This is a genomic window from Streptomyces pluripotens, from assembly GCF_000802245.2.
GTDB lineage: Bacteria > Actinomycetota > Actinomycetes > Streptomycetales > Streptomycetaceae > Streptomyces > Streptomyces pluripotens.
In genome coordinates this window covers 4,050,479-4,074,751 of sequence record NZ_CP021080.1, presented here as the reverse complement: position 1 = coordinate 4,074,751, position 24,273 = coordinate 4,050,479, and the positions used below count along the sequence as shown (strand labels likewise).

Below are 24,273 nucleotides of genomic sequence, written 5' to 3'. Positions count from 1 at the left end.
GTCTGTATCCGCCCTCTCCAGGGATGTCCCGTGTGCCGGAATCCGGCCTCGTCAGGCCGGCGGCTGGCATGTACTGGAGAGTTCTGTGACTACCTCAGTGACCCTGACGGTCTGCTTCGATGCCCCGTTCTGGGTCGGAGTCCTTGAAATCGCCGAGGCAGGCGAGGTCCGCGCCACTCGGCATGTGTTCGGTAGTGAGCCCACGGACGCCGAGCTGTATCAGTTCCTGCTACGTCATGGCACAGCGCTGCTAGAACGTGCGCAGGCCAACCCCGCGGTTCCCGTGGAGACCCGGCACCCGGTGCGGCACAACCCGAAGCGGGCTGTGAGGCTGGCCGCCCGGGAGGCCGCCCGAGTGGCACAGGGGCGACGCAGTACCGCGTCTCAGGAAGCGCTACGGCTGGAACTTGAACAGCGCAAGTCGTCGGCCGCAGCTGAGTCCAAGAGGCGAAAGCAGGACGAGGCTGAGCGCAAATACGCCTTGGCGCAGGCCAAGCGCAAGCGCCGGAAGCGCGGGCATTGAGAGGACGGACAACCGTGAGACGGGTGACCGGTTCTCCAGAGGCGTGGATCTGGCCATGTCCCTTACGGGTTGATCCCGGTGCGCATGATGGGGACGGGCTGTTCGACGTCGAGCCGGTCGAGCCGAAACGGCTGGAAGCACGTCCGCCGACGGCGGGCAAGCGGTTCAGGGCGTTCGATCCGCACCAGGCCCTGCCGCCCCCGCCGTCGCAGGACGATCTGCGCAGCGACCGGGACTCCTAGGACGTCTCCTGTGCGGTGAGGCGGACGCCGGCCCTCCGTCAGGCCGCGCCGCTGAGGATGCAACGGGAAGCGCGTCGAACGCCGGAACACACATGACCCGCCGTCAGTGCCCGGCTACGGCGTACCTCACGAAGTCCGTCCAGGTCGCGGGGGCCACGGTGAGGACGGGGCCGCCACCGGCCTGCTTGGAGTCGCGGATGTGGACGGTGGTGGGGGTGGGAACGGTCGGGTGCAGGGCCACCTCGATGCAGGAGTCACCTTCGGAGCCGTCGCTGTAACTGCTCTTGAATCAGTCGAGGGCCACTTCTACGCAGGAGTCGATCTCACTGCTGCTGTAACTGCTCTTGAACCAACGGATCATGTTGCCCCCAGCAGCAATTGCTCGATGAAGGACGTCGACTCCCCTGGTGGCAGAGCCTGGGCCCGGATGATGCCATACCTCAGTCCGAGGATACGGAGCTGCCGTGGTTCGGAGACCGGACGGCCGTTGACCACTCCCGGAGAGCGCCCCACCGCCGCCCCGTCCTCAAACTCCCGCACTTCGATCCCTCCCTCTGTTCCAGCGTGCTCCTCGCGGTGCATCGGCATCACCTGAATTTCGACGTTCCTCCGTTGTTCGACCTCCAGGATGTGTTCAAGCTGCTGTCGGAGTAGTGGCTTGCCGCCCAGAGGGCGCCGCAGCACCCACTCCTCCAGTACAAATCCAGTACAAAGCTGAGTTCGGGTGCCGGATCGCGGTCAAAGACAGACTTTCGGGCAACTCGCGCCGCCACCCCTCGGTCGATGTCGCTTCGGATGAAAGCAGGCCGTCGCATCGTGAACAACGCTCTCGCATACTTCGGTGTCTGCAACAACCCATGGATGTTCAGCGGATCGTAGAGCTGAAGCTCAACCGCCCTTGCCTCCATCTTGGCCAGATCCCGCACCTTCTTCGGGTACCGGACCTTTTCCACGTCCTCCTTCATCGCGGCGAGCAGCCCGCCCGCCTCCAGCACGCTGTCCGCCTTGTCCAGGTACTCGGCCGTGGGATCCGCTTCCCGGACTCCACCTTGTAAACCAGGTCCTCGCCGTACCCGATGGTCCTGGCGAAGTCGGCGGCCCGCATCCCCACCGCCTCGCGGCGCAGCTTCAACTGGCCTCCCACCGTGGCGATGAGGGCCACGCCCCAGTCGTCGTCCGGGTCGGCCTCCCAGCCCGGCTCCTCTTCCTCGCGCACACCGCGGCTCTTTCCCGACAGTCCGGACGCCTCCGGACAAGCCACGGACAGTGACTCCATGTATCCGTCATGTCTCTTCTCACGGTATGCACACCCCACCACGCTGAGTGATGTGAACGAGCAAATCTCCACCCGCATCCCGAACTTCACCGTGCGGCTGTCCCCCACCCCGCGCGGAGCCCGCCTCGCCCGCCTGCCCGCCTGCCCGCCGCACGGCAACTGCGCACCTGGGGCTTCCCGTCGGACCCGGCGGAGCTGATCGTGGCCGAACTCGCCGCCAACGCGGCCACGCACGGCAGGGTGGCGGGACAGGACTTCCGGCTGACGCTCTACGTCGTCGCCGACACCCTCCGTATCGAGGTGACCGACACGCGCGGTGACCGGCTCCCCCGCCCGGCGGCGCGCCCCGCTCCCGATGCGGGCATCGGCCGGGGGCTCCTCCTCGTGGACGCGCTCGCCGACCGGTGGGGTACCGCGCCTTGGCCGTCGCCGCGCAAGACGGTGTGGGCGGAGGTGTGCTGCCGACCGGCGCCCGAGAATCCGTGCTCCGGCACCGAGAGCGGTCTTTCCCAAAGAACGACGAGGTGAAAGAACCCCACCCAACCCACCCCCTCCCCTCCGCAGGGGCAAACTCACTCGCGAGGGTGAATATCGCCAACTCGGCTGGCGTGGCGTTGGGTTGCGCGCTCTACGCTCGGCGCGAGCAGCAGGTCACAAGGCCGCGAAAATACATCGGCCCCCGGCCGGGAGTAGCGATCCCGATCGAGGGCCTGACCACCGAGGAAAAACCCCATTCCTGATGGATACCCAGAACCCTAGCGCGTCCAAGCACCTCCAGTCCCGCGTTGCCGCCAACAAACACCCGAACCGGGGGCGCGGTTCCGCCGGGCTGGTCCACGACAACACCCGCCACACCCGCAACTTCACGGTGATCGGCAACCACTTGGCCCAACACCCGGAGCTGTCGGGACTCGCCATCGGCATCGGCGTGTACATCCAGTCGCTCCCGGCGGGGGCCCGCGTAGACATCAAGACGCTCGCCGGGCGCTTCCCCGAGGGAGCGATTCGGGTGGCCAGGGCGCTGCGGGAGCTGGAGGCGCACGGCTACCTGCGCCGTGAGCGCCGACGTCTGACGGACGGCCGTATCGTCACCCGCACGGTCTCCTGCAACCGACCGGGGCACCAGGAAGCGTCCTACGAGCCCGGGCCGCCACCGCCCGGCCACAGGAGCCCGGAGGACCCGAAGACCCCGAAAGACCCGAAGACCCTGGAGAACCCGGAAACCCTGGAGACCCCCGAGAACCCGAAGAAGGCCAAGAGGCCAAGCAAGCCAAACAAGCCAAACAAGCCGGAGAAGCCGGAGAAGCCGGAGAAGGTGCCCCGCAAGCCGCTCCCCCCGGTACCGCGCCCGGCCTGTTCCTCCCCCGAGCTCATCCGACTCGCCACGGACCTGCTGGCGGACCTGCGCCGCCACGACCCCCGTCTGCTGCTGAGCGAGACCGACACGGCCCACCTGGCCCCTGGAGTCGCCGCCTGGCTGGAACGGGACATGCCACCGGCAGCCGTACGCCGCGCCCTGACCACGGGTCTGCCGGCCGAGCCGCTGTGCCGCCCGGCGGCCCTGCTGGCCCACCGGCTGGCGACCCGCCTGCCTCCCGTGCCGCCGTTCCGGGCACCGGAACCCCCGCCACCGGTCCGGCACCCACTCCAGAACTGCGACGGCTGCGACCACGCGTTCCGCTCCCCGACCCCAGGGCTCTGCCCCGGCTGCCGCTCCGATCTCCCGGAGGCCGCCTAGCATGAAAGCAACGATCCTTGCCCCTGGACACAGACGACGAGGAGCGAGCCCCATGACCATGGCGCCGGACGACGCGCGACGGGAGGCCTCGCACCTGTACCGGGCCATGCGGGACTTCGTCCAGTCGATGGACGACACCCTCCCCGGCAAGTTCGAGATCACCAAGGAAGGGATCGTCCACGACATGATGTCGCCCGTCAGACCGCACGAACTCACCGTGCTACGTCTGAGGAAACGCCTGGAGAACATCATGCCGGAGGAGATCGTGGCCCACACCGGTGAACCGGATGTGGAGGACGAGCCGGAGGGCATCCTGCGACGTCCGGACATCATGGTGATCGCCGAAGCGAACAGGGAAGGCGACGGGGCCTTCGACCCCCGCACCCTCCTCGCCGCGGTCGAGGTCGTCTCCCGCTCCAACCCCGACAACGACTGGGTCGGCAAGATCCGGGACTATCCGCTCCTCGGCGTTCCCGTCTACGCGGTCTTCGACCCCCGTACCGGGACCGGTGCCGTCTTCACCGACGTCCACCCCACCCCCGCCGGGCCGCGCTACGCGCCCCGCAAGGACTTCGTGTACGGCGAGGACGTCACCATCGGCGACTGGACCGTCCCGACGCAGAACCTGCCGCTGCACGGCGACTGAGCCACCGCTAGGAGTGGCCCAGTTCCGCCGTCGCCTCGTCGGTCGCCGCCGGGACCGAGCCCGCGTCGCGCGCGGGGTGCAGCGGAAACGGTTCGACCTTCGTCTCGTCGACGACCGGCGGGGCCGGCTGGGGCGGCTTCGGCATGACCGCCGCCTCCGAGTGGCCGCCGCAGCCGTAGGAGAGCGAGACCACACGGCCGTCCGCCGGGGAGAACTCGTTGGCGCAGACGCCGAAGGCCTGGCCCAGGGAGCCACCGATCGGGGTGAGGAAACCACAGGTCACACAGGTGGCCGGGGCCGCCTGGGCCATGGGGGTCTTGGCGCCGAAGGACTCTTCCCAGCGGTCGGCCGCGACATGCAGGCCGTAACGGGACAGGACCCGGGCGCGGCGCATGCCGAGCTCCTCCGCCACCGCGGCGATCGAGCCACGGACGGGGGTCGTCGGCTGGACCGCAGGGGCGCCGGGGGTGACGTCGGCGTCCTCCGCCTCCGCCAGTTCCGCCATCTCGTGCGACATCACCGAGCGGGGCGCCGGCTCGTCCTCGGCCGTGTAGCCGGGTTCCAGCCGTAGGTCCTCCTGATCGGTGGGGAGCAGGTCTCCGGGACCGAGGTCGCCCGGACGCAGCCGCTCGCTCCACGGGACCCACTCGGGGGCGAGGAGGGCGTCGGGACCGGGGAGGAGGACCACCTCGTCGAGGGTGACGACCTTGGCGCGGGAGGCACGGGCCACCGTCGCCGCCCAGCGCCAGCCGCGGTAGCCCAGTTCCTTGCACTCGAAGAAGTGGGTGACGACGCGGTCACCCTCCGACAGCAGGCCCGTGTGCTCGCCGACCACGCCGGGCGCGGCGGCCTCCTCGGCGGCGGTGCGGGCGAGGTCGACGGCCTCGGCGCACAGACGGTCGGGGGTGCGGCTTCGCGTTGTCGCTGCGCTCACAGGTATCGCTTCTCTCCTACGCCGTCTCGTCGAGTGCGGCTGCCTCCGGCGGTGAAGCGGACGGAGCGGACCTTCGGGCCGCATCGACGTCTGCATCCGATCGCGCTTGGGCGCACCTCTGCCATCCATTCTGCTTGATGGCTGAGATACGCACGCTACCCCGTCCGTGGTGGTGGGGGACAGTCCGCTGCCGCGCGGCGAGGTTTCCCGCGCCCACGCGCGCCGTAACCTCACCATCCGCCGCCGTCTCGGGGCACTATGAACGTCGTGGCAGTCGGGGACAAGGCAAGTGGTCGGGGCGGCGGTGCGGGCCAGATGGGTGGTGCCGTCCGCGCGGTGGGCCGTGCCCTGCGGTTTCCGGTCACCGGGACCGTGCGGGGCATCCGCAAGGCCACGCACGCGCATGGCGCGGGCGAGTCGGGGCTGAGCAAGCTGATCGAACTGCACGCGGTGAACGGCGCCGGGGACGTCATGATCACCGTGGCGCTCGCGTCCACCGTGTTCTTCTCCGTGCCGACCGACGAGGCGCGGGGGCGGGTCGCGCTGTATCTCGCCATCACCATGGCGCCGTTCACCGTCCTCGCCCCGGTCATCGGGCCGCTCCTGGACCGGCTGCCGCACGGCCGGCGCGCCGCGATGGCCGGCGCCATGCTCGCCCGGGCGCTGCTGGCGCTGGTCATCTCCGGCGCGGTGGCCCAGGGAAGTCTGGAGTTGTACCCGGCCGCCCTCGGAGTGTTGGTGGCCTCCAAGGCGTACGGGGTGGTCAGAAGCGCCGTCGTACCGCGGTTGCTGCCGCCCCGGTTCGCCCTCGTGAAGGCCAATTCACGGGTCACCCTCGCCGGGCTGTTGGCGACCGGCGTCGCCGCGCCGGTGGCGGCGGGGCTGCACGTCCTCGGGGACCCCTGGCCGCTCTACGGCGCCTTCGTGATCTTCATTGCGGGCACGTTCCTGTCGTTCTCCCTGCCACCCAAGGTGGACTCGGCCAAGGGCGAGGGCGTGGCGCTGCTCGCGGCCGACGCACAGCATCTGCACGGACCGCAGCGCAGGCAGGCCAAACGGCCGGGGCTGCGGACCGTGGGCCCCGCCGTCACGCACGCCCTCGGCGCCAATGCGGCCCTGCGCTGCCTGTCCGGCTTCCTGATCTTCTTCCTCGCCTTCCTGATGCGCGAACACCCGCTGACCGGACAGAGCGCGGCGGTCTCGCTGGGCATAGTCGGGGTCGCGGCCGGTACGGGCAACGCCCTGGGAACGGCCGTCGGAGCATGGCTGAAATCACGCGCTCCGGAGATCATCATCGTGAGCGTCGTCGCACTGGTGTTGGGTACGGCGATCATCGCGGCCCTGTTCTTCGGTGCGCTTCTGGTGGCCTGTCTCGCCGCGGTCGCCGGGTTCGCACAGGCACTGGCCAAGCTGTCACTGGACGCGCTGATCCAGCGGGACGTGCCGGAACAGGTGCGCACCTCGGCCTTCGCCCGCTCGGAGACGCTGCTGCAGATGGCGTGGGTGTTCGGGGGTGCGGTCGGCATCGTGATGCCCCTCAACGGCACGGCCGGCCTGGCGGTCGCCGCCACGATCGTGGCGGCGGGCTGGCTGACCACCCTGCGCGGGCTGCTCGCCTCGGCCCGGCACGGCGGCCGGGCGCACGCGCGGGTGGCGTAGCCGCGGTCCTGGACGGCGCAGCCATCGGCACGGACGACATCACTGCAGGCCCACACCGCACAGCCGGGCACGCGGGTGGCGTAGCGCGGGCCCGGGCGACACAGCGGGGGGGGCGTAACTCGTCCGCAGCATGACGAACCGGACATCAGCCTCGCCGCACCAAGCGCACCTGGCGTAACGAACCGGGCACGCCGCACCCCGCATGGGCGGACGGCTCCGGGCGCCCTATAGCCTTCGGCCATGACCACGCTGCAATCCGTTGTGCGACGCCGCCGCGTCGTCGCCGCCGCCGGCGCCGTTTCCGCCGGACTGCTCGTTCTGTCGGCCTGCGACAAGCCGACACCCGTCGCGACGATCACCGTCGGCCGGGACTCCGTCCACTCCGAGGCTCTCTGCTACAACGACGGCAACAAGCTGAACGCCAAGTCGCTGGCAGAGTGTGTCAAGAACTCCGGCAACGTCGAGTCGATCAAGGTGGACCAGGACGAGTCGGTCCGCTTCGGCGTCGACCCGAAGATCGCGGACAGCGGTTGGACGATCCTGGTGAACGGCCGCCAGTTCACCGACTCCAGCAAGAAGACCTACCGGACGATTCCCGGTAGTGCGTTCTTCAACGCCCAGTACGGCACCCAGGGCGACACCAACACCGTGACCATCCAGATGGACGAGACGAAGGGTCTGTGGTCCTTCAAGCTGAAGAAGGCCTGATCGCGACGTCCGCACGGATTCTCGTAGCCACCGCCGTCCCCGCCGAACGGGACGCGGTGGCACGTGCGTTCCCGGGCTCGGCCGCCGAGGCGGAGCAGGTCCGGCTGCCGGGCGTGTGCCTGACCCGTGCGGCCAGGGGCTGGGATCTGCTCGACGCCGGTGTCGGCCCGGCCCTCGCCGCCGCTTCCGCCTCCGCCGCCCTCACCGCGGCCCGCGTCACCGGCACCCCCTACGACCTGGTCGTCTCGACCGGTATCGGCGGCGGTTTCCAACCCGAGGCACCCATCGGCTCACTCGTCGTCGCCGACGGGATCACCGCGGCCGATCTGGGCGCCGAGACCGCCGACGGCTTCCTCCCGGTGACCGAACTGGGTTTCGGCACGGTCACCCACATCCCGCCGGGATCGCTCGTGCGGGCCGCGGCCCGGGCGATCGGCGCCCCGGCCGGCACGGTCCTAACCGTGTCCACCGCCACCGGCACCGCCGCGCGCGCCGCCGAACTGCGCGCCCGGCACCCCCGCGCGCTCGCCGAGGCCATGGAGGGTTTCGGGGTGGCGGAAGCGGCGACCGCGCACGGAACGCCCGTGCTGGAGATCCGTGCGGTCTCCAATCCGGTCGGTCCGCGCGACCGCGGCGCCTGGCGCATCGGCGACGCCCTCACCGCCCTCACCGAGGCGTTCGGGAAGCTCGCACCCGTACTGGAGAGTTGGACACAGCATGACGACCGGTGAACAGCAGCCCCTGCAGATCGCGTACTCGCCCTGTCCGAACGACACCTTCGTCTTCGACGCCCTCGCCCACGGCCGCGTCCCCGACGCGCCCGCGCTGGACGTGACCTTCGCCGACATCGACATCACCAACGGCATGGCCGAGCGCGGCGAGTTCGACGTACTGAAGGTGTCGTACGCCGTCCTGCCGTACGTCCTCGGTGAGTACGCCCTGGTGCCGTGCGGGGGCGCCCTGGGGCGGGGCTGCGGGCCACTCCTGCTCACGCGGGAGCCGGGCACGGATCTGGCGGGACGTACGGTCGCCGTGCCGAGCGAGAAGTCGACCGCCTACCTGCTGTTCCGGTTGTGGGCGGCGGACACCCTGACCGGTGGCGGGGTCGGCGAGATCGTCGTCATGCCCTTCCACGAGATCATGCCGGCCGTGCGGGACGGCAAGGTGGACGCCGGTCTGGTCATCCACGAGGCCCGGTTCACCTACCAGAACTACGGGCTACACAAGCTCGCCGACATGGGCGAACACTGGGAGCGGACCACCGCGCTGCCGATCCCGCTGGGCGCGATCATCGCCAAACGGTCGCTGGGCGCCGACACCCTGAGCAGGCTCGCCGAGTCCATCCGCGCCTCTGTGCGGGCCGCCTGGGACGACCCGGAAGCCTCGCGGCCCTACGTCATGGCACACGCCCAGGAGATGGACCCGGTCGTCGCCGACCAGCACATCGGGCTGTACGTCAACGAGTTCACCGCCGGCCTCGGTGAGAAGGGCTACGCGGCGGTCCGCGGCCTACTCACCCGCGCGGCGGCCGAGGGACTCGTACCGCCCCTCGGCCCGGACGCGCTCGCGTTCCCGTAGGCGCGTCAGACGTCCAGTTGGTCGGCGACCGCCCGCAGCATTCCGGCGATCTTCCGGCCGTGCATCTTTTCGGGGTAGCGGCCCCGCTCCAGCGACTGGGCGACGTTTTCGAGAAGGGTCGTCAGATCCTGCACGATCGAAGCGAGTTCGTCCGGCTTCTTGCGCTGGGCGGCGGCGACCGAGGGCGCTGGGTCGAGCACGGTCACTGACAGCGCCTGGTCGCCGCGCTGACCGGCGACGACACCGAACTCCACCCGCTGTCCGGGCTTAAGCGCATCGACTCCGTCGGGGAGAACCGAGGAATGGACGAAGACGTCGCCGCCGTCGTCGCGGGAGAGAAAGCCGAAGCCCTTCTCGCTGTTGAACCACTTGACTTTGCCGGTAGGCACGTCTGTCCTCGTCCTCGTCCTCGTCGGGAAACTTCGGAAACGGCTCTTGATAGCACTAGAGCGGGTCGACCGTGACCCGCCGCTACCCAGGCTAATGGTCTGCGAGCGGGTGACAAGACGTCCCTGGCTTGTTCTCTCGCGCAGGGAACTACCCTGGTCCGGTGCGTGACAAAACCCAAACGAATTCCGCCGCACCCGGTGACCGACTGATCCGCGCCGGTGCCGTCGTGTTCTTCATCGGCGCCGTGGCCACCCTGGTCACGGTGGCGCCGCTGTTCCTCGGAACGAAGCCCTTTCCGACGTACATGTTCGGATTGAGCATGCTCATGGCCGTCGGTTTCCTCATCGCCGGTGCGGGTGTCCTGCGATCGATCGCGGCCGGTCGGCGTCAGGCGCGGGGCGCCACCCCGAGCGCTTCGCGGTAACCGGCCAGCCACCGAGGAAACGCGGCGAGGTCCGCGAGGACCACGTCCGCCCCGGCCGCGCGCAGTTCGCCGGCGGGGCAGGGGCCGGTCGCCACGGCCACCGACAGCGCCCCTGCGGTACGGGCCCCGCGTACGTCCCCGGTGTGGTCCCCGACGTACACGGCCGCGCCGTGCTCGCGCAGGGCCTCCGCCTTGCGCTCGGCCCACAGGTCGCCGACGACCACGTCTGGCTCGATGCCCAGGTGCGCCAGGTGGAGCCGGGCGTTCGGCTCGTGCTTCGCGGTCACCACCAGCGTCCGCCCGCCGGCCGCCCGCACCGCGGCCAGCGCCTCCCCGGCGCCCGCCATGGCCGGGGTCGCGGCGATGGCGATCGACGGGTACATCTCCCGGTACAGGTCGGCCATCGCGGGCACCTGCTCAGCCGAGAACCAGTTGATCAGTTCCTCGGCGAGCGGCGGGCCGAGCCGGGTCACCGCCAGATCCGCGTCGATGTACGTCCCCGTCCGCTCCGACAGCGCCACGTAGCAGGCACGGATGCCCGGCCGGGAGTCGATCAGGGTCATGTCGAGGTCGAACCCGACGGTGAGGGCAGGCGGCGTCATGACGGACATTGTGCCGGGTGGGTACGGCACCGGGTCCGCCCGAGGGCCTCGGCAACGATCAGCCCCTGCGTTGTGAACGCCACACGAGGTACAGCGCCGAGGCCACGGCCGCGCCGCGGACCACCCACGGCCAGGTCTGGGCGACGGCGTCGTTCATGTGCCCCTGGAGGATCGGCTCGCCCCAGCGGCCGTCGTTCCTCCCCCACAACCACACCAGTCCGGCCGCGACCGCGGTGCCGGGCAGGACCAGTACCGCCCACTTGCTCTCCGCCGGCGTCAGCCGCCGGGAACCGTAGGCGGTCAACCAACCCAGGATCAGCGCGAACCAGTTGCCGAGCACGGCACCGGCGACCAGTGCGGCGGCAGCTAGCAGCAGGAGGGGGTTGGACCAGCCGGCGGCGGGTCCGGGCAGCAGACGACGGGGGCGGCGGGCGGGGGCGGTGGGAGGCTCCGGGGCCGGGACGGGGGCAGGGGCGGACGCTCTGCGTCCGAACAGCCCGCGACGCGGGGCGGGAACGGAGGGGGCCGCTTCCGGCTCGGTGTCCCGAGCGGACCCTGGCGCCTCCTGAACCGTCCCTTCCGCGGGTCGTTTGAGCAGTTCGGGGATCTCCACCCCGCCGACGAACCCCGGCACCGGGTCGGCGTCCCCGAACGGGCTGTCCGCGGGGGAGCCGAAGGGGCTGTCCGCGGGGGAGCCGAAGGGGCTGTCCGCGGGGGAGCCGAAGGGGCTGTTGCCCACCCGCCACCAGTCGGGCTGTACGGCGCCGTCACCCAGTTCGTGCGGGGCGGCGAGGTGCGGCGGGGAGGGGGCCTCGCGCGGGGCGGGCACCCCGGGCCCAGCGGACGTTCCGGCCCCGGCAGACGCCCCGGCCTCGGCGGAGGGCCCCGTCTCGGCGGAACGCGGGCGGGGCACGATCCGGCGCAGCCCCTTGGGCCGTTCCGCATCCGCCGGTTCCGGCCCGCGCTCCCCGGACGTGGGCTGCACGGGTACGGCGGCGGACGGCGGCGGAATCCGGCCGGTACCCGCACCTGCGGTGCCCCCCGCGGCCTCGACGATCTCATCGGGGGCACCGAGGTGGTCCAGGATGCGGCGGACGACGGCGGGAGAGTCCACCGTCGCCTTGGCCCGGCGCCGGTCAATTTCGTTGCGCAACTCCGAGACGAGCCGCATCCGCGTGGCCGACGGCAGCTGCCGCTGCTGAGCAACGTCTCCGACGCGGCTCAGATACTCGTAGACGACCTGGTCGCTTTCGATCCCCACGGAACCCCTCCGGGGTGACGCCGACTGAAACCCCGTGAGACGTTACCGCTTCTTCCTGGTTCTTCCCGGTCACCCGGTTCGGTGCGACTGCTCCCCAGGGACCGCCGGCTCCGATTCGGAGGGCTCCGGGTGAACCACTCGGTGCCACTCCGCTCTCACCCGCCGGCCGGGCCGTTCCGCGCCGCTCCCGGCCCTTGGACTCCGGGCGGGACGGGATGTCGGATACCGTTGGCCGGATGAGCCCCGAGGCCCCATCCGCCCCCCGCTCCCTCGCGGAAGCGCTCCGTGCCAGGGATGACGCCTCCCTGGCCGCGCTGCTGCGCAGCCGCCCGGATCTCATCACCCCCGTACCGACCGATCTCACCCAACTGGCCACCCGGGCCGGCACCCGCGCCTCGGTGCTGCGCGCGCTGGAGCGGCTGGACCGGTTCGCGCTGCAGACCGCGGAGGCCCTGGCCGTGGCCCCGGACCCGGCCTCCTACCGGACGTTGCTCGGTCTGATGGCCGGGGACGCCGGTGACGAGACCATCGCCGAAGCACTGCCGCTCGCCGTGGGTGTCCTGCGCGAGCAGGCACTGGTGTGGGGCGACGACGATCGGCTGCGGCTCGTCCGCACGGCCCGCGAACTGCTCGCGCCGTCACCGCAGCATCCCTCCCCGACCGGTCTCGGGCCCAGCGTGCAGGAGGCCACCTCGGGTATGTCTCCGGGCCGTATCCAGGAGATCGTGGCAACCGCCGGGCTGCCCTCGACTCACGACTCGGTGTCTGCCGTGGCCGCACTGACCGCGCTGTTCACCGACCGGAAGAAGATGGCCGGGCTACTCTCCGGGGCCCCGGAGGGCTCCCGCGAAGTGCTGTCCCGACTGATGTGGGGGCCGCCGTACGGACAGGTCACCCCGGACCCGGCCACGCATCTGCGCTGGCTGCTCGACCGGGGCCTCCTCCTGCCGACCACGCCCGGCACGGTCGTCCTGCCCCGGGAGGTCGCCCTGCACCTGCGCGAGGGCCGCGCCCACCGCGCGCCCGAGCCGCTGCCGCCCGCGGTGGAACCGGCGGCCACCCGTGATCCACAGGTGGTGGACGCGACCGCGGCCGGACAGGCGTACACCGCCCTGGCCACCATCGAGGAACTGCTGAAGGAATGGGACGAGGGCGGCCCGACCGTACTGCGGGCTGGCGGGCTCAGCGTCCGCGATCTGAAACGGACCGCCGTCGCCCTGGACGTACCCGAAACGGTCGCCGCCTTCTGGACCGAGCTGGCCCATGCAGCCGGTCTGCTCGCCTCCGACGGCGAGGCCGACGAGCGGTACGCGGCCACTCCCGCCTACGACGACTGGCTGGAACGGCCCGCCGCCGAGCGCTGGGCCCGGCTCGCGGAGGCCTGGCTGGCGGCCACCCGCACACCAGGATTGGTCGGTGGGCGGGACGCGAAGGACCGCGCGCTCTCCGCTCTCGGCCCGGGCCTCGACCGCTCCTCCGCGCCCGAGGTGCGGCACCGGGTGCTGACCCTGCTGGCCGGGCTGGAAGGTGGTGCCGCCCCGGACACCGAGTCCGTACTGGCCCGACTGCGCTGGGAACGACCGCTGCGCGGGGCGACGGGTACCGCCTCGCGCGAGCGGGGCCGGGCACCGGAGGGCGACGATGACGCCGACCTGCGCACCAGACTCGCCCGCTGGACGCTGTCGGAGGCGGAGCTGCTGGGGATCACCGGCCGGGGCGCGCTGTCCGCGCACGGCCGAGCCCTACTGGGCCCACCGGTCCCCCACACCGACTCCCCCGGGCCCGTCCCGTCAGCCACCTTTTCGGCCGGCTCCCCCGGGCCCGGCGCACCCGCCGGCTCCCCGGTCCCGTCCGCGGCGCGCCCCCGCCTCGCCCCGGCCGGCTCCCCGCAGCCCTCCGGCCCCGGTGACAAACTCCCGGTACGTCATCGCCGGACGCCCGTGTCCCACGCTTCCCTCTCCTCCGCCGAGCGGTCCCGGGCCGCGGCCGACGCGGTGCGGCTGCTCGCGCCGCTCCTTCCCGAGCCCGTGGACCACGTGCTGCTCCAGGCCGACCTGACCGCGGTGGCCCCGGGCCCGCTGCAGCGCCCGCTCGCCGACGCACTGGGGGTGCTCGCGGACGTAGAGTCCAAAGGGGGCGCGACCGTGTACCGCTTCACCCCGGCCTCGGTCCGTCGGGCCCTGGACGCCGGCCAGACCGCCGCCGACCTGCACGCCTTCCTCACCGAGCACTCCCGCACCCCGGTCCCCCAGCCGCTCGCCTACCTGATCGACGACGTGGCCCGCAAACACGGTCACTTGCGGGTGGGCGCAGCCTCGGCATACGTGCGCTGCGACGACGACACCCTGCTGAACGAGATCCTCGCCGATCGGCGCGCCGCCGCGCTGCGCCTGCGCCGGCTGGCCCCGACCGTGCTGGCCGCCCCGTGCGACCCGGCCACGCTGCTGGAGGGCCTGCGCGCGATGGGCTACGCACCGGCCGCCGAGTCCGCCGAGGGCGATGTCCTCGTCACCCGGGCACACGCCCACCGCACTCCACCACGCACCGCGCCCGAGCCGGTGCCGGACGGGCCGCCACCGCCCGACGCCACGCTCCTGACGGCCGCGATCCGTGCCATCCGGGCCGGTGACCTGGCCGCCACCGCCCCGCGCAAGAGCACCGGGACGGCGCCGACGGGCGGCGAGCTGCCCCGCACTTCCTCCGCCGAGACCCTGGCGACCATGCAGGCCGCGGTCCTCACCCATGAGTCCCTGTGGATCGGCTACGTCAACGCCGAGGGTGCCGCCAGCCAACGCGTCATCGCCCCCGTCCGGGTGGAGGGCGGCTTCGTGACGGCGTACGACCACACGGCAGACGAGGTACGGACCTATCCGCTGCACCGGATCACGGGAGTGGCGGAACTCGCGGACGAATGACGGACAGGGCCGACCGGATGCGGCACCGCGCGTCGATCTGCGATCGTTTCCGGTCAATCTGATCGCGTCCCGGGAGGGGAGCGCCACCTCTCCAGATACTCTTGGAGTACTACCGCCGACCGGCCCGGGGCGCAAGATCCGCCCGTGGACATTCGGGCCCGACGGCCTTCCGCTCACCGTCCTACGTTGGCTGCATGAGCGCCCCCATCGTGTCCCTCGCCCTCCTCCTGCCGGTAGTGATCGCCGTCCTCGTGGCCTGCCTCAGCCCCAACCCCCGGCAGCGCGCGGACGCCTACCGCGTCTTCGCCCGCCTGTGCAGTGCCGTGGAACGCATCGTGCGCCGCTGAGCCCGTGCTGTGTCCGTGCCCTCCGGCCGCCGAGGCCCTCATGATCACCGGCCGGTAAGGCACACTGGACGTTTGGCTGGCCTCAGGCCACGCGGAAGGGGTTACCTAGGTGAATGGTCCGCTGATCGTCCAGTCTGACAAGACCCTGCTCCTGGAAGTCGACCACGAGCGGGCCGACGACTGCCGTCGGGCCATCGCGCCCTTCGCCGAGCTGGAGCGGGCACCCGAACACATCCACACCTACCGGGTCACGCCACTCGGCCTGTGGAACGCTCGGGCCGCCGGGCACGACGCCGAGCAGGTGGTGGACGCCCTCGTGCAGTACAGCCGCTACCCCGTGCCGCACGCGCTGCTCGTGGACATCGCCGAGACGATGGACCGCTACGGCCGGCTCACCCTCAGCAAGCATCCCGCGCACGGGCTGGTCCTCACCACCACCGACCGGCCGGTACTGGAGGAGGTCCTGAAGTCCAAGCGGATCACCCCGCTGGTCGGTGCCCGGATCGACCCGGACACCGTCGCCGTGCACCCCTCCGAGCGCGGGCAGATCAAGCAGGTGCTGCTCAAGCTGGGCTGGCCCGCCGAGGACCTCGCCGGGTACGTGGACGGCGAGGCGCACCCGATCGAGCTGCGGGAGGACGGCTGGGCCCTGCGGCCGTACCAGAAGCAGGCCGTGGAGAACTTCTGGCACGGCGGCAGCGGAGTCGTCGTGCTGCCGTGCGGCGCCGGCAAGACCCTGGTCGGCGCCGGGTCCATGGCCCAGGCGAAATCCACCACCCTCATCCTGGTCACCAACACCGTCTCCGCCCGGCAGTGGAAGCACGAGCTGGTGAAGCGGACCTCGCTGACCGAGGACGAGATCGGCGAGTACAGCGGGACGAGGAAGGAGATCCGGCCCGTCACCATCGCCACCTACCAGGTCCTCACCACCAGGCGGAAGGGCGTCTACCCGCACCTGGAGTTGTTCGACTCCCGGGACTGGGGCCTGATCGTCTACGACGAGGTGCACCTGCTGCCCGCACCGGTCTTCAAGTTCACCGCCGACCTACAGGCGCGCCGCCGCCTCGGACTGACCGCGACCCTGGTGAGGGAGGACGGCCGCGAGTCCGACGTGTTCTCCCTGATCGGGCCCAAGCGCTTCGACGCGCCCTGGAAGGAGATCGAGGCCCAGGGCCACATCGCGCCCGCCGACTGCGTCGAGGTCCGCGTCAACCTCACCGACTCCGAGCGGCTCGCCTACGCCACGGCCGAGACCGAGGAGAAATACCGCTTCTGTGCGACGACCGCCACCAAGCGGAAGGTCACGGAGGCCATCGTCCGCCGGTTCGCCGGGCAGCAGATCCTCGTCATCGGCCAGTACATCGACCAGCTGGACGAGCTGGGCGAGCACCTGAACGCGCCGGTGATCAAGGGGGAGACCTCCAACGCCCAGCGCGAGAAGCTCTTCGACGCCTTCCGCGAGGGCGAGATCAGTGTGCTCGTCGTCTCCAAGGTCGCCAACTTCTCCATCGACCTGCCCGAGGCCACGGTCGCCATCCAGGTGTCCGGCACCTTCGGCTCCCGTCAGGAGGAAGCCCAGCGCCTCGGCCGCGTCCTACGTCCCAAGGCGGACGGTCACCAGGCGCACTTCTACTCGGTCGTCGCCCGCGACACCATCGACCAGGACTTCGCCGCCCACCGCCAACGCTTCCTGGCCGAACAGGGCTACGCCTACCGCATCATGGACGCGGACGAGATCCTGGCGGAGGGCTGAGCGGAACGCCTCCCCCGGCAGACGAGAACCTGGCGAAGGGCTGACCAGAACGGCTCCCCGATGGGTGGCGGGGCCGCAACGGGCAAGCTGGTCGGCGGGGAGGGGCGGGGCAGGAAGAGAGGCGTCACCATCCGCTTCCGCACGGCGGTGGCGCGATGTCGTCACTTTCGGCGAACGCCCGCTTCCTCGCCGTACTCGCCGAGGATCGCCACGCCGAACGCGGCCTCCAGGAACACCTTGACGGCGCGCAGGGCATTGCCGAGCGGGTGGTGATGAGGGCCGTCCACGGCCGTGGCGCCGGACGGCGGACGGACGGGTGATGGGGTGATGGTTGCTGCGCTCATACCTCCATGGTGGAACTTTGGACCGGTATCCGGAATCGGTCTCTGGGGCCAATCCCGGTGGCTCTCGGGTAAGCCTCCGGACGGACCCACCCCCTACGCCGAACGTACGGCGCCCCCTAGGGGTACGGGGCCGGCCGCCCGTACCCGCCTTTCGGATGAGCTTGCGCGGATGATCGCATGATCCGATGTGTCAGGGCCCGATGCACGGTCGGCGGACAGCGAACATGCCCGGCATGAGCAACCTCTCCAAACGACTGGGCGTGCTGCGCGCCCGCGCGGTCACCGCAGCGGCCTCCTGGGCCGTCGTCGCGACGAGCGTGCCCGTCCTCGCCCTCGGCATCGGAGCCGTACCGGCCGCGGCGGCACCGCTGCCCGGCGGCCTCGGCCCCTGTGTTCCGGGCAGCTGCCCCGACCCGTTCCCGGGCATCGGCAACGGACCGATCGCCGGCCGTGACGCGGCCGTCAACATCTTCGTCGGCAACGACTTCCTGGTCCGCGGCCGGGCCGCAGAGGCCGAGGGCCGGGTGGTGGTGCTGGACGACTTCGACCAAAACAAGGACTCCGCCGCCGGCGGGCTGTACAACCTCGGCATCGTCGGCGTGGGCTCGCGGGTGCCTCCGCCGAACGGCTCGGACTTCCTGACCACCGGCGGCGATGTGACGATCGCGAGCGGCCAGCGGCTGGACACCACCGGCGGGCTCCTCGGCGAGCAGGGCGTCGTGCGCCACGCGGGGACCGAGAGCGGCACGGTCACCGGGCAGCTCGTCCACGACGCCACCGCCGCACAGCCCTACCGGGCCCTGCGCGGTGAACTGACCGTGGCCAGCCGCTGTTACGCCCGCGTGGCAGGACAACCCCGGCAGGCCACCGGCACCGCGGTCAACCAGGGCTCACAGACGCTGTTCACGGGCGACGGGACCTCCGCGCTCCAGGTCTTCAACGTGGACTTCGACCTCACCGGGCCGACCGGCGGCCAGCAGGGCATCGTCTTCCGCAACATCCCGGCGGGCGCCACCATCCTGGTCAACGTCCTGGGCCCCGACCGCACCATCAACACCTACAGCGGCGGTATCGACGACAGCACCGACCCGCTCAACGCCTACCGCGAGCGTCTGCTGTGGAACGTCCCCGACGCCCTCAGTCTCCACCTCACCGGCACCGGACAGATGCAGGGCAGCTTCCTCGTGGGCGAGCAGTCGTCGATGACCACGGTCACGCTGCCCGGTGTCAACGGGCGGTTCTTCACCGCCGGCTCGCTGACGCACACCAGCACCGCGACCGGTGGCGGCGGCCAGGAGTTCCACGCCTACCCGTTCACCGGCGACCTGCCCGACTGCACCCCCACCCCTCCGGTCACCGGTGAGGTGCGGATCCGCAAGACGGATGCCGACACCGGCGCCGCGCTGGCGGGTGCCCGGTTCGAGCTGTGGCACGAGACCAACGACATGCCCGGCCTGCAGACCGCCGGCACCACCCCGGACACCCGGATCTCGGTGTGCACCACCGGCACCGACGGCAACTGTGCGCACACCGTGCAGCCGGGCACCTACTACTGGCGCGAGACACAGGCCCCCGAGGGCTACGACCTACCCACCCCGGATGTCTTCGGTCCCCTCACGCTGACCCCGCAGAACGCCGGGACCGGAATCGGCGAGGTGGTCGGGGACACCGAGACGAACCGGCCGGCCCCGACCGGTTCGATCAGGCTGACCAAGCGGGACGCCAAGAACGGCGCCGCGCTGGCCGGAGCGGTGTTCGAAGCCTGGCGCGAGACCAACGGCGTCGGCGGACTGCAAACCACGGGGGCCCGCCCGGACACCCGGGTGGGCGCCGGATGCGCCACGGACGCGGCGGGGCACTGCTCCTTCGGTGACCTCCCGCTCGGCGACTACTACCTGCGTGAGACGGCCGTGCCGGAGGGCTACGTCATGCCCGCCGACCCGGTTTCCGGCCCCTACGCGGTGACCGCGGCCAACAGCACGACCGGGGTGGCCGTCGCGGTCACCAACGAACGCGGCGAGCCCTGCAAGGGCAAGGACTGCTAGCACGACGGACGGCATCTCCCCGCCGAACGCACCCGCACACCAAACGGTGGCCACACCCCAGACGGCACCCCGCGCACCCAGCGGCCCCGACCAAGAGGTGACGCGCCGTGAAGCAGTAGACCGTCCCGCGACCGGGGTCGCGTCGCCCCGCAAGGCGACACGCCGCGGCGCGCCGTATCCCGGATGCGGGTGTCACCGGTTCGGCCGTCCAACCGTGGGCGGCCGAACCGGTGCGCTGTTTCACTGACAGCACCACGCCCGCCCCACCTGGAGGTTGAGCCATGCGCCGAACCCGCGTAACCGGTCTCGTCGGCGCGGCGGCCGTGGCCTGGGCGGTCGTCCTGCCCACCCCGCACGCAGCCGCCGCACCGGCCGCCTGCACCGCCGGGACCGGGCCCTACCAGCGGCCGCTGGAGGAGTACCTGCACCGCCCCGTGGACGGGGTGCAGTCCCCCGCGGACTGCGTGGCCGTCCGTGACTTCCAACGGGCCCACGAGGTGCCGCGCACCGACGGGTACGCCGACCTCGCCACCTACCGCATCATGCTGGCGGTGCAGGCGGCCCCGAACCCCAACGCGGCCGGCCGCTGCCCGGTGCGCAGCTTCCGGGTCACCTGTGTCGACATGGACCGGCAGTTGCTGTGGGTGCAGACCGGCAAGCGCGTGGTCTTCGCCCCGGTCCCGATCCGCACCGGCCGCGACTCCCAGGAGACGCGGCCCGGCTGGCACGCGATCTACTGGCGGGACAAGGACCACGTCTCCACCCTGTACGACGACGCCCCGATGCCGTACTCGCAGTTCTTCGACGGCGGCCAGGCCCTGCACGGGCACCCCGGCAACCTCTACGACGGCGGCGGCTCGGCGGGCTGCGTGAATCTGACCGTGCCGGACGCGGCGGCCCTGTGGGATCTGCTCGACATCGACGACGCGGTCTACGTGTGGGGGACCAAGCCCGGCACCGCCGGCTGAGTCGGGGCGCGCACAGCCGCTTCCCGACCGCGGGAGACCCGCCGGGACACGGGGCGGAAACCACACGGGCAGGGCCGCAGGGCCGGGACCGCACGGAAATCCATTGGCGCCGGCCCGGTGCCCGTCACTAGAATCTCCGCTCTTGCCCGCCTCCCCGTGGAGTGCCGCCGCCCGGCCGGAAACCGGGCGGCATCGTCGAAGCCCAGCAGCAGGCCCACCGGAGGCACTCCCTTGTCCACGCCCGCCCCCTCCTCCCTCGGCGACCCGCTCGCCCGCGAGCGCTCCCACCTGACCGCCTCCCGTGCGGCCCTGCGCGCCATGCGCGAGGACGTGGAGGCGCTGGACATCCGGGACGTCACCGCGAACTGGGTCAACGCCCAGGTGCTCTCCCGGCAGATCGACGAGCGCATCAAGGCGCTGGCCGACCTCAGCGACACTCCACTGTTCTTCGGTCGGCTGGACTACCTGCACGCTCCGGGGGCGGAGCGCGCCGAAGGCGGTGCGGGCGAGCAGTTCTACATCGGGCGGCGGCACGTGCACGACGGCGATGGCGACCCGATGGTCATCGACTGGCGCGCGCCGGTCTCACAGCCGTTCTACCGGGCGTCCAAGAAGAACCCCATGGACGTCGGCCTGCGCCGCCGTTTCGGCTACACCGGTGGTGACCTGACCGCCTACGAGGACGAGCACCTGTCCGACCCGGCCGAGGCGCCCACCACCAGCAGACTGCTCCAACGCGAGATCGAACGGCCGCGCGTCGGCCCGATGCGGGACATCGTCGCCACCATCCAGCCCGAACAGGACGAGATCGTCCGGTCCGGCCTGTCCGGCACGGTCTGCGTCCAGGGAGGTCCGGGCACCGGGAAGACCGCCGTCGGTCTGCACCGGGTCGCGTACCTGCTCTACGCCCACCGGGAACGGCTCGCCCGTACCGGCACCCTGGTCATCGGGCCGAACCGCTCCTTCCTGCACTACATCGAGCAGGTCCTGCCCGCGCTGGGCGAGTTGACCGTGCAGCAGGCGACGGTGGACGACCTCGTCGCCCATGTCGAGGTGCGCGGCACGGACGACGCCGCCGCCGCGGTCGTCAAGGGCGACGCCCGTATGGCGCAGGTGGTCCGTCGGGCCCTGTACTCGCATGTGACGACGCCGACGGAGCCGGTCGTGGTCGTGCGCGGCTCCCGGCGCTGGCGGGTACCGGCGTACGAGCTGGAGGACATCGTCCGGCAGTTGCTGGAGCGCGACATCCGCTACGGTGCCGCGCGCGAGGCCCTGCCGCAGCGCATCGCGCACGCGGTGCTGGTGCAGATGGAGCGGGCCGGGGAGGCCCCGGACGACCGGGTGCAGGACGCCGTCGCCCGCAACAGTGCGGTGAAGGCGGCGGTCAAGCAGATGTGGCCGGCCGTCGACCCGGCCAAGCTGGTGCTGCGGCTGCTGACCGACGCCGACTTCCTGACCGAACACGCCGACGGAATCCTCACCGAGGACGAACGGAAGAGGGTCCTGTGGGCGAAGCCGGTCCGCAGCGTGAAGTCGGCCAAGTGGTCGGCGGCGGATGCGGTGCTGATCGACGAGGCGGCCGACCGGATCCAGCGGACGCACTCGCTCGGTCACGTCGTCCTGGACGAGGCTCAGGACCTGTCCCCCATGCAGTACCGGGCCGTCGGCCGCCGCTGCACCACGGGCAGCGCCACGGTACTGGGCGACCTGGCGCAGGGCACGACTCCGTGGGCGACCCGGAGCTGGGTCGAGGCGCTGGCCCACCTCGGCAAACCGGACGGGGCCGTCGAGGAGCTGACCGTGGGTTTCCGCGTGCCGACGGACGTCATCGCATACGCCTCCCGCCTCCTGCCCCATATCGCGCCCGGTCTCACCCCGGTTGCCTCCGTCCGCGAGAACCCCGGCTTCTTCCAGGTCCGTGCGGTCACCGAGCCCACCGATGTCATCGCCGCCTGCCAGGAGTTGTTGCGCAACGAGGGCTCCACCGGCCTGATCACCGCGGACGCCCGCGTCCCGGAGCTGACCGCGGCGCTGTCCGCCGCTGGCATCGCGTGTCTCGCACCCGGCGAGGAGACCACCCGCGAGTCCCGCCTCACCCTCGTGCCGGCCTCCCTCGCCAAGGGACTGGAGTACGACTACGTCGTCCTGGACGAGCCCCGGGCGGTGGTGGACGGCGAGCCGGACGAGCGAACAGGGCTGCGGCGGCTGTACGTGGCGCTGACCCGAGCGGTGTCCGGGCTGATCGTGACGCACACCGCGCCGCTGCCCGCACAACTCGCCGGGTAAGGTGCCCTGCCGTTCCGGCACGTCCCGCGGGGGGAACCCCGTTGGGCTCGCCGCGACCGCCCCGTCCGGCTCGCCGCGCCGTCGGGACGGCGGCACACCGCTCGGTCGGCGCGCCCCGTGAAGCGTCAGGCGCTGCCGTCGGGTCTCCCGGTCTCGTCGCCGTCCAATTCCTTCCGCCAGCGCGCGACCGCCTCCGTCGAGACCGGCCCCCGCCAGCCGTCGGGGCGAGCCGCCCCACCGATGTGGAACGCCTCGATCCCGCCGGCCCGGAGCTGCGGCACGTGGTCGAGGCGCAGCCCCCCGCCCACGAGGATCTGCTGTTCGTACCCCGGCTCGCCGCCCTGCGCGGCCTCGGCGACCAACGTGGGCAGCCCCTGGTCCACGCCGTCGGCCGAACCGGCCGTCAGGTAGGTGTCCAGGCCGGGCAGGCCGGCGAGCTGCTTGCGCAGGGCGCCCCGGTCGACGGCCCGGTCGATCGCCCGGTGGAAGGTCCACCGGCAGCCGTCCAGCGCGCCGACGACCCGCTCCACGGAGGCCAGGTCGACCGCGCCGCCCGGGCCGAGGAAGCCGAGCACGAACTGGTCCACGCCGACCTCGCGCATCTCGCACGCCGCCCGGACCAGGCTCTCCACGTCCCCGGCCGCGAACCCGTCCGCCAGCCGGAGCATCACGCGCAGGTCGACGTCGACGGCGGCGCGGATACCGGCGACGGTGGCGGGAGCAGGGGTGAGCCCGTCGGCCGCCATGTCGGTGACCAGCTCCAGGCGATCCGCGCCCCCGGCCTGGGCGGCGACCGCGTCCTCGGCATCGAGGGCGATCACCTCCAGGACTGCACGCTTGCTCATGGCACCCCATTCATCGGCGTTCGTCGGCATTCATTGAGCGGCTACAGGTCTAGTCCAATTCAAGGGTACGCCCGCCCGCCGGCGCCGCACGCATCCCCTCGACGCACAAGCCCTTTTCGCGCGGAACAATGACCTCATGGCCGACCTCGATGCCCTGCGCCTCCGTTTCGCCCACGCCCTGGAGGCAGCCCGCTCCCCCGGCGGCGGCCCCGATACCGCGCCGTACGCCGACCATCTGCTCGCCCGCTGGCGGGAGCCGCAGCGCCGTTACCACACAGTGGCCCACCTCACCGCGGTGCTCGACCACATCGACGTACTGGAGGAGTACGCGAACAACCCGGACGTCGTCCGCCTGGCCGCCTGGTTCCACGACGCCGTCTACCTCCCCGAGCGGTCGGAGAACGAGGAGCGGTCCGCACGGCTCGCCGAGCGCGCGCTGCCGGAGACCGGCCTACCGGACCCGAAGACCGCCGAGGTGGCCCGACTGGTCCGGCTCACCCTCACACACGATCCGGCTGCTGACGACCGCAACGGCCAGGTCCTGTGCGACGCGGACCTGGCGGTCCTGGCGGCGCCCCCGTCCGCGTACGCCGTCTACACCGCCGAGGTTCGCGAGGAGTACCACTTCGTACCGAACGACGTCTTCCGGGAGGGTCGTTCGGCGGTCCTGCGCCAGCTGCTCTCCCTCCCGGACCTGTTCCGCACCCCGTACGGACAAGAGCACTGGGAGGCCACCGCCCGCTACAACCTCGCCTCCGAGCTGGAATTCCTGTCGCCCTGAGCACACGG

The 24,273-nt window shown here is 71.6% G+C and carries 22 protein-coding genes and 3 pseudogenes; 17 read left to right on the top strand and 8 right to left on the bottom strand.

Features of this window, described 5'->3' with window-relative positions:
• Nucleotides 1–85: 85 nt before the first annotated feature.
• Nucleotides 86–523 (top strand): YjdF family protein, encoded by a 438-nt coding sequence (locus tag LK06_RS18520; protein WP_078858780.1) that lies wholly within the window; start codon nt 86–88, stop codon nt 521–523.
• A 23-nt stretch (nt 524–546) separates the two neighbouring features.
• Nucleotides 547–765, top strand: coding sequence for a hypothetical protein (locus tag LK06_RS33260; protein ID WP_159025311.1), 219 nt, complete (start codon nt 547–549; stop codon nt 763–765).
• A gap of 103 nt (nt 766–868) precedes the next feature.
• On the opposite strand, the pseudogene LK06_RS34445 reads toward LK06_RS33260, so the two are convergent.
• Both LK06_RS34445 and LK06_RS18505 read right to left on the bottom strand, forming a co-directional pair.
• Nucleotides 869–1,126, bottom strand: a pseudogene (locus tag LK06_RS34445) (DUF397 domain-containing protein).
• Nucleotides 1,123–2,041, bottom strand: a pseudogene (locus LK06_RS18505) (helix-turn-helix domain-containing protein). The pseudogenes LK06_RS34445 and LK06_RS18505 overlap by 4 nt, the downstream one beginning before the upstream one ends.
• Between LK06_RS18505 and LK06_RS18500 the strand changes: the two are divergent.
• From LK06_RS18500 to LK06_RS18490, 3 genes and pseudogenes are all read left to right on the top strand, one after another.
• Nucleotides 2,040–2,569 (top strand): annotated as a pseudogene (locus LK06_RS18500) (ATP-binding protein). The pseudogenes LK06_RS18505 and LK06_RS18500 sit on opposite strands and share 2 nt — an antisense overlap.
• Nucleotides 2,570–2,780: 211 nt before the next feature.
• The gene (locus LK06_RS18495) at nt 2,781–3,779 is read left to right on the top strand and encodes a DNA-binding protein (RefSeq protein WP_039650712.1); all 999 of its coding nucleotides are present in this window, start codon (nt 2,781–2,783) and stop codon (nt 3,777–3,779) included.
• A 52-nt stretch (nt 3,780–3,831) separates the two neighbouring features.
• Nucleotides 3,832–4,425 (top strand): Uma2 family endonuclease, encoded by a 594-nt coding sequence (locus LK06_RS18490; protein WP_043404956.1) that lies wholly within the window; start codon nt 3,832–3,834, stop codon nt 4,423–4,425.
• A 7-nt stretch (nt 4,426–4,432) separates the two neighbouring features.
• Here LK06_RS18490 and LK06_RS18485 read toward each other — a convergent pair whose 3' ends face one another.
• On the bottom strand, nt 4,433–5,359 hold the full coding sequence (locus tag LK06_RS18485) for a DUF3027 domain-containing protein (RefSeq protein ID WP_043433096.1): 927 nt from the start codon (nt 5,357–5,359) through the stop codon (nt 4,433–4,435).
• A gap of 315 nt (nt 5,360–5,674) precedes the next feature.
• Between LK06_RS18485 and LK06_RS18480 the strand changes: the two genes are divergently transcribed.
• From LK06_RS18480 to LK06_RS18465, 4 genes are all read left to right on the top strand, one after another.
• Nucleotides 5,675–7,018 carry an MFS transporter gene (locus LK06_RS18480; RefSeq protein ID WP_039650706.1) on the top strand — a complete coding sequence of 448 codons (1,344 nt, stop codon included), beginning with the start codon at nt 5,675–5,677 and terminating at the stop codon, nt 7,016–7,018.
• 240 nt (nt 7,019–7,258) lie between these two features.
• A complete protein-coding gene (locus tag LK06_RS18475; RefSeq protein ID WP_039650704.1) occupies nt 7,259–7,726 on the top strand; it encodes a hypothetical protein in 468 nt (155 codons plus the stop codon).
• The gene (locus LK06_RS18470; RefSeq protein WP_167747947.1) at nt 7,699–8,457 is read left to right on the top strand and encodes a futalosine hydrolase; all 759 of its coding nucleotides are present in this window, start codon (nt 7,699–7,701) and stop codon (nt 8,455–8,457) included. Before LK06_RS18475 ends, LK06_RS18470 begins: the two co-directional genes overlap by 28 nt.
• Nucleotides 8,444–9,304 (top strand): 1,4-dihydroxy-6-naphtoate synthase, encoded by an 861-nt coding sequence (locus tag LK06_RS18465; RefSeq protein ID WP_043404961.1) that lies wholly within the window; start codon nt 8,444–8,446, stop codon nt 9,302–9,304. The genes LK06_RS18470 and LK06_RS18465 overlap by 14 nt, the downstream gene beginning before the upstream one ends.
• 5 nt (nt 9,305–9,309) lie before the next feature.
• Here the strand turns inward: LK06_RS18465 and LK06_RS34905 are convergent, their stop codons facing one another.
• Nucleotides 9,310–9,693, bottom strand: coding sequence for a cold-shock protein (locus tag LK06_RS34905; RefSeq protein ID WP_039650700.1), 384 nt, complete (start codon nt 9,691–9,693; stop codon nt 9,310–9,312).
• 161 nt (nt 9,694–9,854) lie between these two features.
• Here LK06_RS34905 and LK06_RS18455 point away from each other — a divergent pair, with 161 nt between their 5' ends.
• Nucleotides 9,855–10,118 carry a hypothetical protein gene (locus LK06_RS18455; RefSeq protein WP_039650697.1) on the top strand — a complete coding sequence of 88 codons (264 nt, stop codon included), beginning with the start codon at nt 9,855–9,857 and terminating at the stop codon, nt 10,116–10,118.
• Here LK06_RS18455 and LK06_RS18450 read toward each other — a convergent pair.
• Both LK06_RS18450 and LK06_RS18445 read right to left on the bottom strand, forming a co-directional pair.
• The gene (locus LK06_RS18450) at nt 10,082–10,729 is read right to left on the bottom strand and encodes an HAD family hydrolase (RefSeq protein ID WP_039650695.1); all 648 of its coding nucleotides are present in this window, start codon (nt 10,727–10,729) and stop codon (nt 10,082–10,084) included. The two genes, LK06_RS18455 and LK06_RS18450, sit on opposite strands and share 37 nt — an antisense overlap.
• Before the next feature lie 49 nt (nt 10,730–10,778).
• Entirely contained in the window at nt 10,779–11,981 is a 1,203-nt protein-coding gene (locus LK06_RS18445; protein WP_086083391.1) for a hypothetical protein, read from the bottom strand.
• A 236-nt stretch (nt 11,982–12,217) separates the two neighbouring features.
• Here LK06_RS18445 and LK06_RS18440 point away from each other — a divergent pair, with 236 nt between their 5' ends.
• From LK06_RS18440 to LK06_RS18435, 3 genes are all read left to right on the top strand, one after another.
• Nucleotides 12,218–14,896 (top strand): helicase C-terminal domain-containing protein, encoded by a 2,679-nt coding sequence (locus LK06_RS18440; protein WP_039658096.1) that lies wholly within the window; start codon nt 12,218–12,220, stop codon nt 14,894–14,896.
• A gap of 194 nt (nt 14,897–15,090) precedes the next feature.
• Complete coding sequence (locus LK06_RS33255) at nt 15,091–15,243, top strand: hypothetical protein (protein ID WP_159025229.1); 153 nt, start codon at nt 15,091–15,093, stop codon at nt 15,241–15,243.
• Nucleotides 15,244–15,352: 109 nt separating this feature from the next.
• Nucleotides 15,353–16,996: a DNA repair helicase XPB gene (locus LK06_RS18435; RefSeq protein WP_039658094.1), complete on the top strand. Its 1,644-nt coding sequence runs from the start codon at nt 15,353–15,355 to the stop codon at nt 16,994–16,996.
• Between the two features lie 161 nt (nt 16,997–17,157).
• On the opposite strand, the gene LK06_RS18430 is transcribed toward LK06_RS18435, so the two are convergent.
• The gene (locus tag LK06_RS18430; RefSeq protein WP_039658092.1) at nt 17,158–17,340 is read right to left on the bottom strand and encodes a hypothetical protein; all 183 of its coding nucleotides are present in this window, start codon (nt 17,338–17,340) and stop codon (nt 17,158–17,160) included.
• Between the two features lie 233 nt (nt 17,341–17,573).
• Here LK06_RS18430 and LK06_RS18425 point away from each other — a divergent pair, with 233 nt between their 5' ends.
• The 3 genes from LK06_RS18425 to LK06_RS18415 all read left to right on the top strand — a co-directional run bounded on the left by LK06_RS18425 (nt 17,574) and on the right by LK06_RS18415 (nt 22,639).
• Nucleotides 17,574–19,385, top strand: a complete 1,812-nt coding sequence (locus tag LK06_RS18425; protein ID WP_078858760.1) for a choice-of-anchor A family protein — start codon at nt 17,574–17,576, stop codon at nt 19,383–19,385.
• Between the two features lie 281 nt (nt 19,386–19,666).
• Nucleotides 19,667–20,353 (top strand): L,D-transpeptidase family protein, encoded by a 687-nt coding sequence (locus tag LK06_RS18420; protein ID WP_039658090.1) that lies wholly within the window; start codon nt 19,667–19,669, stop codon nt 20,351–20,353.
• Nucleotides 20,354–20,584: 231 nt separating this feature from the next.
• Nucleotides 20,585–22,639: a HelD family protein gene (locus LK06_RS18415; protein ID WP_039658088.1), complete on the top strand. Its 2,055-nt coding sequence runs from the start codon at nt 20,585–20,587 to the stop codon at nt 22,637–22,639.
• Nucleotides 22,640–22,764: 125 nt separating this feature from the next.
• Here LK06_RS18415 and LK06_RS18410 read toward each other — a convergent pair whose 3' ends face one another.
• Nucleotides 22,765–23,484, bottom strand: coding sequence for a copper homeostasis protein CutC (locus LK06_RS18410; RefSeq protein WP_039658087.1), 720 nt, complete (start codon nt 23,482–23,484; stop codon nt 22,765–22,767).
• Between the two features lie 136 nt (nt 23,485–23,620).
• Between LK06_RS18410 and LK06_RS18405 the strand changes: the two genes are divergently transcribed.
• On the top strand, nt 23,621–24,265 hold the full coding sequence (locus LK06_RS18405) for an HD domain-containing protein (RefSeq protein WP_043432788.1): 645 nt from the start codon (nt 23,621–23,623) through the stop codon (nt 24,263–24,265).
• Nucleotides 24,266–24,273 lie beyond the last annotated feature (8 nt).

Coding starts and splice junctions, on each gene's coding strand:
- LK06_RS18405 (WP_043432788.1), top strand. CDS start 23,621: ATGGCCGACCTCGATGCCCTGCGCCTCCGTTTCGCCCACGCCCTGGAG.
- LK06_RS18465 (WP_043404961.1), top strand. CDS start 8,444: ATGACGACCGGTGAACAGCAGCCCCTGCAGATCGCGTACTCGCCCTGT.
- LK06_RS18440 (WP_039658096.1), top strand. CDS start 12,218: ATGAGCCCCGAGGCCCCATCCGCCCCCCGCTCCCTCGCGGAAGCGCTC.
- LK06_RS18490 (WP_043404956.1), top strand. CDS start 3,832: ATGACCATGGCGCCGGACGACGCGCGACGGGAGGCCTCGCACCTGTAC.
- LK06_RS18420 (WP_039658090.1), top strand. CDS start 19,667: ATGCGCCGAACCCGCGTAACCGGTCTCGTCGGCGCGGCGGCCGTGGCC.
- LK06_RS18495 (WP_039650712.1), top strand. CDS start 2,781: ATGGATACCCAGAACCCTAGCGCGTCCAAGCACCTCCAGTCCCGCGTT.
- LK06_RS18425 (WP_078858760.1), top strand. CDS start 17,574: ATGAGCAACCTCTCCAAACGACTGGGCGTGCTGCGCGCCCGCGCGGTC.
- LK06_RS18410 (WP_039658087.1), bottom strand. CDS start 23,484: ATGAGCAAGCGTGCAGTCCTGGAGGTGATCGCCCTCGATGCCGAGGAC.
- LK06_RS18450 (WP_039650695.1), bottom strand. CDS start 10,729: ATGTCCGTCATGACGCCGCCTGCCCTCACCGTCGGGTTCGACCTCGAC.
- LK06_RS18475 (WP_039650704.1), top strand. CDS start 7,259: ATGACCACGCTGCAATCCGTTGTGCGACGCCGCCGCGTCGTCGCCGCC.
- LK06_RS33255 (WP_159025229.1), top strand. CDS start 15,091: ATGAGCGCCCCCATCGTGTCCCTCGCCCTCCTCCTGCCGGTAGTGATC.
- LK06_RS18430 (WP_039658092.1), bottom strand. CDS start 17,340: ATGAGCGCAGCAACCATCACCCCATCACCCGTCCGTCCGCCGTCCGGC.
- LK06_RS18480 (WP_039650706.1), top strand. CDS start 5,675: ATGGGTGGTGCCGTCCGCGCGGTGGGCCGTGCCCTGCGGTTTCCGGTC.